The sequence below is a fragment of the Mycoplasma bradburyae genome, from assembly GCF_024338845.1.
GTDB classification, from domain to species: Bacteria; Bacillota_I; Bacilli_A; order Mycoplasmatales; family Mycoplasmoidaceae; genus Mycoplasmoides; species Mycoplasmoides bradburyae.
Genome location: NZ_CP101414.1, coordinates 530,751 through 546,518, shown reverse-complemented (window position 1 = coordinate 546,518; position 15,768 = coordinate 530,751). Strand labels below are relative to the sequence as shown.

Annotated in this window: 12 protein-coding genes; all 12 read left to right on the top strand. The window is 28.8% G+C overall.

Features of this window, described 5'->3' with window-relative positions; translation table 4 throughout:
- The first annotated feature begins 67 nt into the window (after positions 1-67).
- The 12 genes from NMG68_RS02230 to NMG68_RS02175 all read left to right on the top strand — a co-directional run bounded on the left by NMG68_RS02230 (position 68) and on the right by NMG68_RS02175 (position 15,540).
- On the top strand, positions 68-1,981 hold the full coding sequence (locus tag NMG68_RS02230) for a hypothetical protein (RefSeq protein WP_255034329.1): 1,914 nt from the start codon (positions 68-70) through the stop codon (positions 1,979-1,981).
- A gap of 212 nt (positions 1,982-2,193) precedes the next feature.
- Positions 2,194-4,062, top strand: a complete 1,869-nt coding sequence (locus tag NMG68_RS02225) for a hypothetical protein (protein WP_255034328.1) — start codon at positions 2,194-2,196, stop codon at positions 4,060-4,062.
- Between the two features lie 787 nt (positions 4,063-4,849).
- Positions 4,850-6,736, top strand: a complete 1,887-nt coding sequence (locus NMG68_RS02220) for a hypothetical protein (RefSeq protein WP_255034327.1) — start codon at positions 4,850-4,852, stop codon at positions 6,734-6,736.
- 170 nt (positions 6,737-6,906) lie between these two features.
- Positions 6,907-7,029, top strand: a complete 123-nt coding sequence (locus NMG68_RS02215; RefSeq protein ID WP_255034326.1) for a hypothetical protein — start codon at positions 6,907-6,909, stop codon at positions 7,027-7,029.
- 40 nt (positions 7,030-7,069) lie between these two features.
- The gene (locus NMG68_RS02210) at positions 7,070-7,864 is read left to right on the top strand and encodes a hypothetical protein (protein WP_255034325.1); all 795 of its coding nucleotides are present in this window, start codon (positions 7,070-7,072) and stop codon (positions 7,862-7,864) included.
- A gap of 62 nt (positions 7,865-7,926) precedes the next feature.
- Positions 7,927-8,955, top strand: a complete 1,029-nt coding sequence (locus NMG68_RS02205) for a hypothetical protein (RefSeq protein ID WP_255034324.1) — start codon at positions 7,927-7,929, stop codon at positions 8,953-8,955.
- Between the two features lie 170 nt (positions 8,956-9,125).
- Entirely contained in the window at positions 9,126-9,251 is a 126-nt protein-coding gene (locus NMG68_RS02200) for a hypothetical protein (RefSeq protein ID WP_255034323.1), read from the top strand.
- 39 nt (positions 9,252-9,290) lie between these two features.
- Positions 9,291-11,159, top strand: coding sequence for a hypothetical protein (locus tag NMG68_RS02195; protein WP_255034322.1), 1,869 nt, complete (start codon positions 9,291-9,293; stop codon positions 11,157-11,159).
- Between the two features lie 168 nt (positions 11,160-11,327).
- Entirely contained in the window at positions 11,328-11,450 is a 123-nt protein-coding gene (locus tag NMG68_RS02190; protein WP_255034321.1) for a hypothetical protein, read from the top strand.
- Positions 11,451-11,490: 40 nt separating this feature from the next.
- Positions 11,491-13,359: a hypothetical protein gene (locus NMG68_RS02185; RefSeq protein ID WP_255034320.1), complete on the top strand. Its 1,869-nt coding sequence runs from the start codon at positions 11,491-11,493 to the stop codon at positions 13,357-13,359.
- Positions 13,360-13,502: 143 nt separating this feature from the next.
- Positions 13,503-13,625 (top strand): hypothetical protein, encoded by a 123-nt coding sequence (locus NMG68_RS02180; protein ID WP_255034319.1) that lies wholly within the window; start codon positions 13,503-13,505, stop codon positions 13,623-13,625.
- 40 nt (positions 13,626-13,665) lie between these two features.
- Positions 13,666-15,540 (top strand): hypothetical protein, encoded by a 1,875-nt coding sequence (locus tag NMG68_RS02175; protein ID WP_255034318.1) that lies wholly within the window; start codon positions 13,666-13,668, stop codon positions 15,538-15,540.
- Positions 15,541-15,768 lie beyond the last annotated feature (228 nt).

The window sequence follows — 15,768 nt, the reverse complement described above, 5'->3', positions numbered from 1 at the left end:
ATATAGATAAAATTAGTAAATTCGACATTAAATAATGTTAACTTTACTAATCAAAAAACAACTTTAAATGAAAAGAAAAAATATTTTAAAGTTTGTTAGTCTATTAGGTATTGGTTCTTTTGTTGCCTTATCAGCAGCGAGTTGTAAAACAGAAAAGGTAGTAAAACCTACTAATCCAACAGATCCAAAAAATCCGAATAATGGAGGTAATAAAACACCAGAAAACCCAGGAACTGAAAATCCTGTAACTCCTCCAACAAGTGGTGGTAATGGAGGTGCAACAACTCCTACAAATTCTAAAGCAGAAGTTGAAACATTCGCTAAGCAACTAACTTTAGAAAAGATCAAGCTTTTAGATTCTAATAAAGCTGAAATAAATAGTTCTACTATAACAGCAGATCAATTTATTAACAAAATTAACTCTAAACAAGTAAGTATTGAATTAAAAGAATCATCTCCTTCTATAAAAGGATGAACATTGGGTGTTAAGTTAGTTAGTAATAGTGAAACTTCATCTACTGAAGAAAATAGCATTAAAATTCAAGTTACCTTTACCAAAGGTGATGACACCGTTAGTAGTAATGATATATCTATTAATGGTTTTAAATCTTTAAGCACATATATTAGTGAGAAACTATTATCTAGCGAAATGGTAACAGAAGGTGATCAATCTAAAACAATAAAAGTTTTAGATTTAGGTAATGCTAACTGAAAGACATTAGAAGAATTAGTGGCTCCTGAAATGAAAGATTCTGGTGGCGACATGCCTGTTACAGATGAAGCAACTGAACCTGCTAATTCTGGTAATGCTATGGAATCTGCTGGAGTTGCTCATGATGATGGTTCTGTTGAAACTAGAACTTCGCTTAGAACTGATCGAATAACTGAAGGAACTGAAAGTGATCCCCAAACCCCTTCTGGAGCTGAATCTACTGATGAACAACCTAAAGTTACTGATAATAATTTATCAGTAAATTATAATTCTTCATTATCTACTCAATTATTAAAAAGTATTTTATCAACAAAAGAGGTTAGTGAAAATGTATATTTAGAAGGCGAGTTTTCTTTTGAATCTGTTAAAAAAGAAAATAACTTACCTCAAATAACATTAGCTTCATCAACTGTGCAAGGTAAAGAATTAAAACTTGTTGTTAATAAAAAAGTCGAAGGTTCAGAAGAAGGGTCTAAAACAGAAGTTAAATTCGATAAAATCAAATTAACAAATGTAAAACCTTCTGATATTAAGGTTGAACTTTCTACAGTAATTGGTGATAGTAAGAAAACATCTTCTTCTAATATAGCTGGATACAACTCTATATCTGTAGAAAAAACTGCTGTAAACAATGATAAAGTTGGTCCATCAACTCCAACTAATGAAAGAATACAAGTACCATCAAAATACACTAAATTAGAAAACGATAAATTAGGCTTAACTATTCAAGATAAAAATTGAGAATTTACTCCTACTTCTATTGATTATAACGGCGTAGATATTGATAGTTACAAAGCTTTTGTTAAGGTTTCATTCGGTAAGTCATGAACTATAACTAATGCATATGATTATAATGTATATCTAAAATTATTAGTTGGCGATGATTTTGAAGGTAATAATGCAGAAGCTAAACAAACAGAAGCCACTAAAGATCATATTAAAACAATAGTGTTTAGTTTTATTGGTTCTTACAGAAATAATATTAACGAATATTTAAATAAAGAAAATATCGATTTTAATTCAAAACTTAAATCTTGATATAGTTTGTCTGATTCAAGTGAAATTAATGAAACTAATATTTGAAATAATGATAAAAACAAAGATGGAATAGGTAATGTCATTGGAAAAGTGAAAACCGAATCTTGAAGAACTAATATAATTAAAAGTAAAACAAACAATTTAATGTTTATAGTTGGTATAAAACTAGGTGATTCTAATAAATATACTTATATGCCTAAAATTACATTTGTAACTCTTAAAAAAGTTTAATAATTAAACTATACAAAAAAAGCTTTCCTGCAATAGGAAGCTTTTTTTTGTTATCTTAAAGTTGAATTCTAAAATTCTTCAAAACCCTTTATTTCTAGAAGAAGAAGAAGAAGAAGAAGAAGAAGAAGCTTCTATCAGTTTTGAGGTCATTTCATCCATTTTGGACGGATAATCACTTCGATTTATTATTTTATTAATTGTTCAAAACAAAAATGAAACAAAAAACTAAGAAATTATTACAACTTTCTTTTTCATTAGGTTTTTTAGCGACTACAGCTTTAGTTGCTACATCTTGTAAACAACCTGCGACTGTTGCACCAAAACCGACAAACCCAATGCAACCAGGAAATGGATCAGGTTCAGGTGAAACTATGCAACCTGGTAATGGAGCAGGAACTGGAACAGGTACAACAACACCTGATAATACTGAAGCTAAAAATCAATTAAAAGTATTGATTGATAGTAAAGATACGAAATTAGCTATGTATGATGATTATTCAATGATCAAATCCAAATTAGCTAATGCTTATGTGACAGCAAAAATAGTCAATGATAAAACGGATGCTACTAAAGATGAATTAACTAACGCTAAAACAACTTTAGAAAGTGCTATAGCTACAGCTGCTAGTAGTAAGGATAAATTTGATAAAGATAATGCTCCTTTAGTTGCTCTATTTAAAACTTTAAAAGATAAAGTAGCAAATAAAGATTCTATTTTATCTACATTAACAGAAGATAATTACATTAAAACTTATATAACAGGTTTATATACAGAAGCGACTAATATAATAACTGCTGGATTACAACCTGCAACAGCGCTTGTGGCTAATAATCTAGAAACTTTAAGTAATAATATCGAGACATCAACATCGAATCTTGATATGAAGAAAAATACATTAGATGAATATTCTAATTACAAAAAGATTTTAGTAGATAGCGGAACATTTAAAGGTGATACGCTTTATAATAAAACATCTCCAGATAATCAAAGTATAGTTGCTTTTTCATCTGATTTTGATAATTCAAATACCAATTATCAATGAAAAACAGCTAGAAGATTGATTCATAAAGAAGATAAAGCTAAGAGTTTAGAAGTTACAAGCGTTGGATGAATTTATAATTTAAATTCAATGATGGGTGATGATAAAAAAGCAGCTAGCTACGATTTAGATTTTAACTATTATAGTGGAAGTTCAGCTAAATTATATTTCCCTTATAAAGCAGCTAAAACAGAGCAAGCTAGTGATGTTCAAAACAAATTATCTTTAAAATATAAACTAAATAATAAAGAAGCTGTAGCAGTTAATTTAGATATGGCTAAAGTAGACGGAATAGCTGTAGCGAAAATTGATTTAACAGATTTAAATTTTGGTAAAAATACAATTTCATTCACTACCGAAGAAGGTAAATCTGCTCCAATGATTGGTAATTTCTATATTACGAATGCTGATAAAGACCCTAATGTTGTTTATAATGATATTTTTGGAAATGAATATGCAACTGATAACCTTAATAAAATAACTGTTAATTTAGTTAAAGGTTATGGTTTAGCCAATAAAGGTATAGGAGTGATGGATAATGGTAATGATGCAAGTACTGATTTTTCTAAATTAACTGGGAAATTAAATGGTCAGGGAGAAAATAACGATTACTATTTATTGGGTTATTTAGGACTTAGTAATCCAGTTAATTCTGAGCATTCTGGAAACGAAAAATATTATACATTTTATGTAAATGCTCCGAAAGCAGGGGTATATGATATTAGTGGAATATATAACTCTGGTTCGAATGTAGGGTTAACATTCTGAGTTGATACATTTAATAACAACATGAGTAATTCATTTGCTAAGTTTAAAGATTTAAAATTTGGTGAATGAAGTGAAAAAAAATTTAAATCGTTTAATTCAACTAACAAATTTAATAATATGACTGCTACAAGTTTAAATCTTAATGCTGGTTTAAACAAAATTATAGTTTCAGGCTTAACAGGTAATCAACAAGCTCCTAATCTAGTGAATGTAACGTTTACTCTGCATGAACAAAATCCGCCTGCAAATACTGAAATGGCTAATCATCAGTAAATAAAATTAAGTAAAAATATTGCTAAGTTAATTATTTTAAAAAGTTATTAGAAAACAAGTTAGTTTTATATAAAGAACAGTCATTAGTTAAATAAAATAAAAATCATAAATGTGTAGCAAAATGCTACACATTTTTTTATTTGAACTAATTAAAAAATGATAAGAAATCTATAAAAAAACATAATTATAATAGATAATCTTTTGAAAATACCAACAATATTTACTGATAATATTCGAATACATTGAACAAAATAAAGATACAAAGATATCAAAAAAATCTAGATTGATTTTAGATAAAATGAAAATAATAAAATGTAAAAAAATAGATTATATTGATAATAAACGAAAAAAGTTTAAAAAAGTTTTGACAAAAATGGATAAAAGGTTAATATTTTTATATAAAAACATTGAGTAATTTATTATTTTTTAAGTGAAAAAATTGATAAATTTTTGGATAAAAATATGTTTGTATCCAAAAAAACTGATAATCACTAGTAAAAATGTTTATAGATGTTTGATAAATTTTAACAAATTAATATTGACATAAAAATAGATATAACTCAGATAACAAAATCGAAGTTGAAAACTAATTTTAATTTATGTTTAATTTAGTAATAGTTTAATTTTACTAAATATCAAACAATCGAATTTAGCTAAAACCCTTTGTTTCTAGAAGAAGAAGAAGAAGAAGAAGAAGAAGAAGCTTCTACCAGTTTTAAGGTCATTTTGTTGGTTTTGGACGGATAATGTGCTCGATTTATTATTTTATTAATTGTTCAAAACAAAAATGAAACAAAAAACTAAGAAATTATTACAACTTTCTTTTTCATTAGGGTTTTTAGCAACTACCGCATTAGTTGTTACATCTTGTAAACAACCTGCGACTGTTGCGCCAAAACCAACAAACCCAATGCAACCTGGAAATGGATCAGGTTCAGGTGAAACTATGCAACCTGGAAATAATTCAGGATCTGGAACAGGTACAACAACACCTGATAATACTGAAGTTAAAAATCAATTAGACACAGTTATTGGTACAAAAGACACAAATCTTGCCTTATATTCAGATTATTCAATGATTAAATCTGAATTAACTAAAGCTTATGAAGCTGCTAAGTCAGTTAGTGACAAAACAAATGCTAGTAAAGAAGAATTAACTAGCGCAAAAACAACCTTAGAAACTGCTATTAACAAAGCTAAAACTGATAAAACTACTTTTGATAAAGAACATAAGGAATTAGTTGATGCTTATAATGAATTAAAAACTAATTTAAAAACTATAGATTTAAATGCGAGTTTAACGTCTATTGGTGATAATCCTATATATTCTGCTATTAAAACTGATTTAAACAAGAAATATACAGCAGCTAAAACAATTATTGATTCCGGCGTTCAAACACAAGATTTAAGCAAACAAACAATTGATTCAACCAAAGACGGGCTGAGTGGTTTAGTTGAGGGCATAAAAACTAAAAAAGATATCGTAGATTCATATGCTAGCTTCAAATTATTCAAAGTTTCTGACGGTAAATTTGAAGGTGATTTCAAATATAAAAAAGAACAATCTGGAAATCAGAAATTAGTCAGTTTCTCAGCTGATTTCGACAACAACAACTCATCATATCAATGAAAAACAGCTCACAGATTGATAGAAGGTGAAAATAAACAAAAAAGTATTGAATTAACAAACGTTCAATGGATCTATAGTTTAGATACTGAGACTTCTTCTGATTCGCAAATGAAAACTCAAGCTAGTTATAGTATTGAATTTGATTATTATGGCGAATCTGCTACATTGTACTTTCCTTACAAAGCTAGAAAAAACAGTGAATTAGAAGGTAATGTAGCTACTAAACTTTCGTTGAAATATAAATTAAATGACAATGATCAAGTGAATGATATAGATGTTTCTAAAGCTAAAGTAAATTCAATTGAAGTAGCTAAAGTTAATTTAACTAATTTAAATTTTGGTAAAAATAAAATAACATTTATTACAGAAGCTAATAAAGATGCGCCGATGATCGGGAATATGTATATAGCTACTACAGATACTACATATGATGCTGTTTATAATGATATTTTCGGTAACGAAACTTCCAAAGAAGAACCTAACAAAATTACTGTAAATTTCCTTAAGGGATATGGATTAGCTAATAAAGGTTATGGTGTTACAAACAGTACATTTATTAAAAAGATGAATTCTAAATTAGATTCAGATGGAAATGAAAATCAAGTAGAGGTAAAAGAATACTTTGTATTGGGTTATTTGGGTGATAGAGCTAGTGGAAACGAACAAACAGATGGATCTAATGTCAAATACTATACTTTTTATGTAAATGCTCCGAGAGATGGTTCGTATGAAATTAGCGGTATATACAATTCAGGAGAAAACAGAAACTTAATTTTTTGAAAAGATAACTATAACGCCTCTGAATCTGGTAAAAAGGCTAAATTTGTTAATTTAAATTCTGGTCAAGGCGACTGATCTAATAAAGTAAAATCATTTAATGAAAATCAAAAAGAAAACAATGGATCAGCTAGCTTGCAATTGTCTAGAGGTTTGAATAAAATCATTGTTTCTGGAGGCGCTTGAAACAGTGCTGCTCCCAATTTAGGAAATGTAGCATTTACATTTAAAGAAACTGCAGCGTCTGAAATTCCTCAAAACGCATAATTACTTATCTTATTAACTTTTCTATAAAGTTAAGTTAAAAACAGTTATTTGCCAAGTAGTTATAAAAAGTTATTAGAAATCAAGTTAGTTTTATATAAAGAACAGTTATTAGTTAAATAAAATAAAGATCATAAATGTGCAGCAATTAATCTTGCTACACTTTTTATTTTATGTATGTTATATTACTTGAATTTAACCAAAACCCTTTATTTCTAGAAGAAGAAGAAGAAGAAGAAGAAGAAGAAGAAGCTTCTATCAGTTTTGAGGTCATTTTGCCGGTTTTGGACGGATAATGTGCTCGATTTATTATTTTATTAATTGTTCAAAACAAAAATGAAACAAAAAACTAAGAAATTATTACAACTTTCTTTTTCATTAGGGTTTTTAGCAACTACCGCATTAGTTGTTACATCTTGTAAACAACCTGCGACTGTTGCGCCAAAACCAACAAACCCAATGCAACCTGGAAATGGATCAGGTTCAGGTGAAACTATGCAACCTGGAAATAATTCAGGATCTGGAACAGGTACAACAACACCTGATAATACTGAAGTTAAAAATCAATTAGACACAGTTATTGGTACAAAAGACACAAATCTTGCCTTATATTCAGATTATTCAATGATTAAATCTGAATTAACTAAAGCTTATGAAGCTGCTAAGTCAGTTAGTGACAAAACAAATGCTAGTAAAGAAGAATTAACTAGCGCAAAAACAACCTTAGAAACTGCTATTAACAAAGCTAAAACTGATAAAACTACTTTTGATAAAGAACATAAGGAATTAGTTGATGCTTATAATGAATTAAAAACTAATTTAAAAACTATAGATTTAAATGCGAGTTTAACGTCTATTGGTGATAATCCTATATATTCTGCTATTAAAACTGATTTAAACAAGAAATATACAGCAGCTAAAACAATTATTGATTCCGGCGTTCAAACACAAGATTTAAGCAAACAAACAATTGATTCAACCAAAGACGGGCTGAGTGGTTTAGTTGAGGGCATAAAAACTAAAAAAGATATCGTAGATTCATATGCTAGCTTCAAATTATTCAAAGTTTCTGACGGTAAATTTGAAGGTGATTTCAAATATAAAAAGAACAATCTGGAAATCAGAAATTAGTCAGTTTCTCAGCTGATTTCGACAACAACAACTCATCATATCAATGAAAAACAGCTCACAGATTGATAGAAGGTGAAAATAAACAAAAAAGTATTGAATTAACAAACGTTCAATGGATCTATAGTTTAGATACTGAGACTTCTTCTGATTCGCAAATGAAAACTCAAGCTAGTTATAGTATTGAATTTGATTATTATGGCGAATCTGCTACATTGTACTTTCCTTACAAAGCTAGAAAAAACAGTGAATTAGAAGGTAATGTAGCTACTAAACTTTCGTTGAAATATAAATTAAATGACAATGATCAAGTGAATGATATAGATGTTTCTAAAGCTAAAGTAAATTCAATTGAAGTAGCTAAAGTTAATTTAACTAATTTAAATTTTGGTAAAAATAAAATAACATTTATTACAGAAGCTAATAAAGATGCGCCGATGATCGGGAATATGTATATAGCTACTACAGATACTACATATGATGCTGTTTATAATGATATTTTCGGTAACGAAACTTCCAAAGAAGAACCTAACAAAATTACTGTAAATTTCCTTAAGGGATATGGATTAGCTAATAAAGGTTATGGTGTTACAAACAGTACATTTATTAAAAAGATGAATTCTAAATTAGATTCAGATGGAAATGAAAATCAAGTAGAGGTAAAAGAATACTTTGTATTGGGTTATTTGGGTGATAGAGCTAGTGGAAACGAACAAACAGATGGATCTAATGTCAAATACTATACTTTTTATGTAAATGCTCCGAGAGATGGTTCGTATGAAATTAGCGGTATATACAATTCAGGAGAAAACAGAAACTTAATTTTTTGAAAAGATAACTATAACGCCTCTGAATCTGGTAAAAAGGCTAAATTTGTTAATTTAAATTCTGGTCAAGGCGACTGATCTAATAAAGTAAAATCATTTAATGAAAATCAAAAAGAAAACAATGGATCAGCTAGCTTGCAATTGTCTAGAGGTTTGAATAAAATCATTGTTTCTGGAGGCGCTTGAAACAGTGCTGCTCCCAATTTAGGAAATGTAGCATTTACATTTAAAGAAACTGCAGCGTCTGAAATTCCTCAAAACGCATAATTACTTATCTTATTAACTTTTCTATAAAGTTAAGTTAAAAACAGTTATTTGCCAAGTAGTTATAAAAAGTTATTAGAAATCAAGTTAGTTTTATATAAAGAACAGTTATTAGTTAAATAAAATAAAGATCATAAATGTGCAGCAATTAATCTTGCTACACTTTTTATTTTATGTATGTTATATTACTTGAATTTAACCAAAACCCTTTATTTCTAGAAGAAGAAGAAGAAGAAGAAGAAGAAGAAGAAGAAGCTTCTATCAGTTTTGAGGTCATTTTGCCGGTTTTGGACGGATAATTCGTTCGATTTATTATTTTATTAATTGTTCAAATAAAAATGAAACAAAAAACTAAGAAATTATTACAACTTTCTTTTTCATTAGGTTTTTTAGCAACTACAGCTTTAGTTGCTACATCTTGTAAACAACCTGCGACTGTTGCGCCAAAACCGGCAAACCCAATGCAAGCAGGAAATGGATCAGGATCTGGAATAACAACTCCTGGATCAGGTGAAACTACACAACCAGGAAATGGATCAGGATCTGGAACAGGTGCAACAACACCTGACAATACTGAAGCTAAAACTCAACTAGAATCAGTTATTATTAGTGAGATGCAAAAATTAGCTATGTATGATGATTATTCTACGATCAAATCTACATTAGCTCAAGCGTATAATAATGCTAAGGCAATCGTTAATAAGTCAGGTGTAACTAACGATGAATTAACTAGCGCTAAATCTGCATTAGAAGCGGCAATCAATAAAGCAAATAATGATAAAACTAAATTCGATTCTGATAACATTGAATTAGTTAACGCTTATAAAGCGCTAAAAGAAAAAGTTGCATCTGAGCAAACTAGTTTAGCTCTTATAACTGAATCTAAATATAATCCTATTAAAGAATATATTGCTAATTTATTCACTCAAGCCAAAACTATTATTTCTGATACACTGCAAGCAAATAATAAGCCAGATGCAGCTAATATAACTAATTTAAAAAATAATATTTATTCTGTAATATCTAAATTAGCAGAAGAAAAACAAAAATTAGATGAATATTTGAATTTCAAATTATTTAAAATTTCTGACGAAATGTTTTCAGGAGACTTTAAATATACTAAAAAGTCTGCAAACGCTCAAAAAATAGTAGGTTTTTCTTCTGATTTTAATAATGATGTAGATAGCGGAGCTGGAGCTACTCAATGAAGAAGTGCATACAGAATTATTGATAAAGATGAAACTAACAGTGAACAAGTAACTAATGTTCGTTGAATTTACAGTTTAGAAACTCAAACCGGCGAAAATAAAATGCCCGCCAGTTTTGATATCTCGTTTGAATATTATGGTGGAAAAACGGCTACTTTATATTTACCTTATAAATTAGTTAAAGCTAATCAAAGTAATGATAATATTTCGCTTAAATACAAATTAAATGATAATGAAGAACTAAAAAATGTAGATGTTTCAAAAGCTAAAGTTGATTCTATAGAGGTTGCTAAAGTTCAATTAACAGGTTTAAATTTTGGTAACAATAAAATTTCGTTTATGACCGAATCTGGTAAATCAGCACCGATGATCGGTAACATTTATATAGCCGCAAATGACACTACAGCTGATGCTGTATATAATAATATCTTTGGTAACCAAATTGATTCAATGAATCCTAATAAGATAACTGTTGATTTCGCTAAGGGATATGGTCTTGCTAATAAGGGTTTTAGAGTGATAAGTGGTTCAAGCAATGTGAGTACTAACATTACAAAATTTACCGGAAAACTAGAACCTAGCGAAGTATCTAGTACATATTATTTAATAGGTTATTTAGGTAGATATGCCCCTAATTCACCAAACAATGATGCTAATGTCAGATCTTATACATTCTATGTTAATGTTCCTGTGACTGGTTCATATAATATTAGCGGTTATTATAATTCAGGTGAAGACGGTAGAGGATTATCGTTCTGAAAAGAAAGTTTTGGAGCTACAGGCGAAGGTAATGAAGCTAAATTTGATATTCCAAGAACAGCTAACTGAACAGATACCTTAAAATCATTTAATGAAAATCAAAAGACATCAGGATCATGAGGTAGTTTAAATTTAACAAAAGGTTTAAATAAAATAATAGTATCAGGTAAAAATAAAAATAAAGAAGCTCCTAATTTAGGGAATGTAACATTTACATTAAAAGAAAATACAACTAAATAACCGACATTAGTTATTTGAATTTATACATAAATTTAAATCAACTTACCAAGTTAGTTACTTTAAAAAGTTATTAGAAATCAAGTTAGTTTTATATAAAGAACAGTTATTAGTTAAATAAAATAAAGATCATAAATGTGTAGCACTTAATGTTGCTACACTTTTTATTTTATGTATATCTCACCATTTGAATTTAATCAAAACCCTTTATTTCTAGAAGAAGAAGAAGAAGAAGAAGAAGAAGAAGAAGCTTCTATCAGTTTTGAGGTCATTTTGCCGGTTTTGGACGGATAATGTGCTCGATTTATTATTTTATTAATTGTTCAAAACAAAAATGAAACAAAAAACTAAGAAATTATTACAACTTTCTTTTTCATTAGGGTTTTTAGCAACTACAGCTTTAGTTGCTACATCTTGTAAACAGCCTGCGACTGTTGCGCCAAAACCAACAAACCCAATGCAACCAGGAAATGGATCAGGATCAGGCGAAACTATGCAACCTGAAAACGGATCAGGATCTTCTGGTACAGGTACAACAACACCTGATAACACTGAAGCTAAAAATCAATTAGACACAGTTATTGGTACAAAAGAGACAAATATTGCTTTATATTCAGATTATTCAATTATTAAATCTGAATTAAGTAAAGCTTATGAAACAGCCAAGTCAGTTAGTGATAAAACAAATGCTAGTAAAGAAGAATTAACAGCAGCTAAAACAACTTTAGAAACTGCTATTAACAAAGCTAAAACTGATAAAACTGCTTTCGATTCTGAAAACGCTAACTTAGTTAATGCTTATGTAGCATTAAAAAACAAGTTATCTTCTAAAGAAGCTGATTTAGCGATGATAAGTGAAACTAAATACCTACCTATAAAAACTCACCTTGCTAATTTATATGACCAAGCTTCAACTATTATTAGTAATACATTGCAAGCTGATCCGAAACCTAATGAAGATAATTTATCTCAATTAAAAACTAATATTGACAATGTTGTTAGTAAATTGAATGAAGAAAAAACTAATCTTGATCAATACTCTAGCTTTAAAATGTTTAAAATTTCAGAAGGTACTTTTTCTGGTGATTTTAAATATGCTAACCAATCAGCAGAAACTCAAAAATTAGTAGGATTTTCTTCAGACTTGGACAATGATCAAACTTCTACTAAATGACGGTACGCTAATAGAATAATCGATAGATTAAGTAAAGAAGATAGTTCTAAAATAACAAATGTAGGATGAATCTATAGTTTAAGTACTGCTGATGGCGAACAAAAAACCACAGCTAGTTATGATATTACATTTACATATTATGGTGGCGACACAGCAATTTTATATTTCCCTTATAAAGTTGCGAAAGCTGATCAAACATCTAATATGTTGTCACTAAAATATAAACTTAATAACACTGAAGAATGAAAAACTATAGATGTAACTAAAGCGAAAGTAGATTCTATCGAAGTGGCATCAGTTAATTTATCGGGATTAAATTTCGGCGAAAATAAAATATCTTTTTCTACAGATAAAGATAAAATCGCTCCAATGATTGGGAATATGTATATTTCGATAAATGATTCATCGAAAGATGATGTTTATAATAACATTTTTGGTAATAAAAAAGAAGACCTAGAAAATCCTAATAAAATAACTGTAAACTTTGCGGAAGCTTATGGGTTAGCTAATAAAGCGATTAATGTGAATGAACCTACGATAATTAAGAAAATGAGCGCAAAATTAGATAATAGCAATGAATTGAAAGACTATTATGTAATAGGATACCTTGGCAAAGCTACCCCTGGATCTAATCAAAGTCAAAAACAAAATGTAAGATATTATACTTTTTACGTTAATGCGCCTCAAAATGGAATGTATGAAATTAGTGGTATATACAATTCTCATGCTACCGGAAATAATCAAAGAGGATTAACATTCTGATTAGGGGGATATGATTCTGATAATAGCGTAGGTAACGTAGCTAAATTTAATGCGCCAGATACAGGTAATTGAGATAATACTTTGAAAACATTCAAAAAGGAACAAATGGTAACAGGATCTAATTCTTTTTTACAATTATCTAAAGGTTTAAATAAAATAGTTGTTTCGGGTAAAGAACAAAATAAAGAAGGCCCGAATTTAGGTAATGTTACTTTCACTTTAAAAAATAATATGCCTAATACTGAAATTCCAAATCCGCAACACTAATTAAATATTATGAAAATAGCTAAGTTAGTTAAATTTAAAAGTTATTAGAAAACCAAGTTAGTTTTACATAAAGAACAGTTATTAGTTAAATAAAATAAGAATCATAAATGTGTAGCACTTAATGTTGCTACACATTTTATTTTATGTATATCTCACCATTTGAATTTAATCAAAACCCTTTATTTCTAGAAGAAGAAGAAGAAGAAGAAGAAGAAGAAGAAGCTTCTATCTGTTTTGAGGTCATTTTGCCGGTTTTGGACGGATAATGTGCTCGATTTATTATTTTATTAATTGTTCAAAACAAAAATGAAACAAAAAACTAAGAAATTATTACAACTTTCTTTTTCATTAGGGTTTTTAGCAACTACAGCTTTAGTTGCTACATCTTGTAAACAGCCTGCGACTGTTGCGCCAAAACCAACAAACCCAATGCAACCAGGAAATGGATCAGGTTCAGAAACAACAACTCCTGGATCAGGTGAAACTATGCAACCTGGAAATAATTCAGGATCTGGAACAGGTACAACAACACCTGATAATACTGAAGCTAAAAATCAATTGAAAGCGTTAATTGATAAAGAAAATAGCAATGTAGATTTATATACTGATTATTCTATGATTAAATCCGCATTAGTTGCTGCTTATACAGAAGCTAAAACAGTTAGTCAAAAAGTGAATGCTACTAAAGATGAATTAACTACTGCTAAAACGGCTTTAGAAACCGCTATTAACAAAGCTTCTATCGATAAATCTGAATTTGATAAATTAAACTCAGATTTAGTTACAGCATATACAACTCTTAAAGATAAAGTTAAGTCTAAGGATGCTACTCTAGAACTTCTAAATAATGATGAATATGCTCCGTTGAAAGCTTATATTACCAACTTATATGATAAGGCTTCACCTGTTTTTACAGCTACATTACAATCAAATCCTAAGCCTGATAAAGCTAATATAGAAAAAATAACTTCTGATATTGAAAATGCTATAAAAAATATCGAAATCGAAAAAACTAATGTAGCCGAATACTCTAAATTTAAGTTATTCAAGATCGAAGAAGCTAATTTTAAAGGGAGTAATTTATATTCTACTTCATCACCTTCTACTCAAAGTTTAGTAGCTTATTCTCAAGATTTTAATAACGGTGAAAGCGGAAAACAATGAAAATATGCTAAAAGAATAGTGAAAGAAGATGTTGATAATTCAGATCAATTAACAGATGTTAGATGAATTTATAACTTAAATTCTCAAACAACTGCTGATAATACAACTCCTGCTAGTTATGAAGTTAGTTTTACATATTATGGCGGATCTAACGCTACATTATATTTTCCATATAAACTAATTAAAGAAGAAGATAAGTCTAAACTTTCATTAAAGTATAAATTAAATGATAACACAATTAATGATGTAGATGTATCTCAAGCTAAAGTTGATGAAATAAGTGTGGCTAAAATAGACTTAACTGATCTCAACTTTGGCGAAAATAAAATAGCGTTTTCAACTGAAATGGGTAAAGCCGCTCCCATGATAGGTAATATCTATATAGCATCTACTAATGCAACTTATGATGTTGTATATAATAATATTTTTGGTAACGAAGTTGATAACAATAATTCTGATAAGATTACAGTTAATTTTGTTAAAGGTTATGGATTAGCTAATAAAGCATTTAATGCTGATGAAGGTACTATTATAAAGAAATTTAATGGTAGAATCGTAGATAGTCAAGATCAAAATAAAGATTATTATCTAATTGGATATTTAGGTAAAGCATTACCTCATACAACACCTCAAGATGCTCAAATAAACATAAGATATTATACTTTCTATGTAAACGCTCCAAAAGATGGGATGTATGAAATAAGTGGTTTATATAATTCTCATGAATCAGGATCTAATGAAAGAGGTTTAACTTTCTGAGTTGGAGGATACAATGTCGCTAATGATGCTGGTAAGATAGCAAAATTTAAATCGCCAGATACTGGTGATTGAACTCAATCATTAAAAGAATTTGATAAAAATCAAGTAATTAGTGGTTCTAATTCATACTTACAATTAACTAAGGGTTTAAATAAAATCGTAGTTTCTGGTAAAGAACAAAATAGAGAAGGACCTAATCTAGGTAACGTTACATTCACTTTAAAAGAACAAACTAGCACAGGAAGCACTTCTAGATAAGTTCTCTAGTAATTATAAAAGTGAAGTTTAATAACTATAGTAGTCAAGTTAGTTAATTTAAAAAGTTATTAGAAACCAAGTTAGTTTTTAGATAAAGAACAGTTATTAGTTAAATAAAATAAAAATCATAAATGTGTAGCAATTAATGTTGCTGCACTTTTTATTTTGTAAAAATACAAACACTTGAATTTCATCAAAACCCTTTATTTCTAGAAGAAGAAGAAGAAG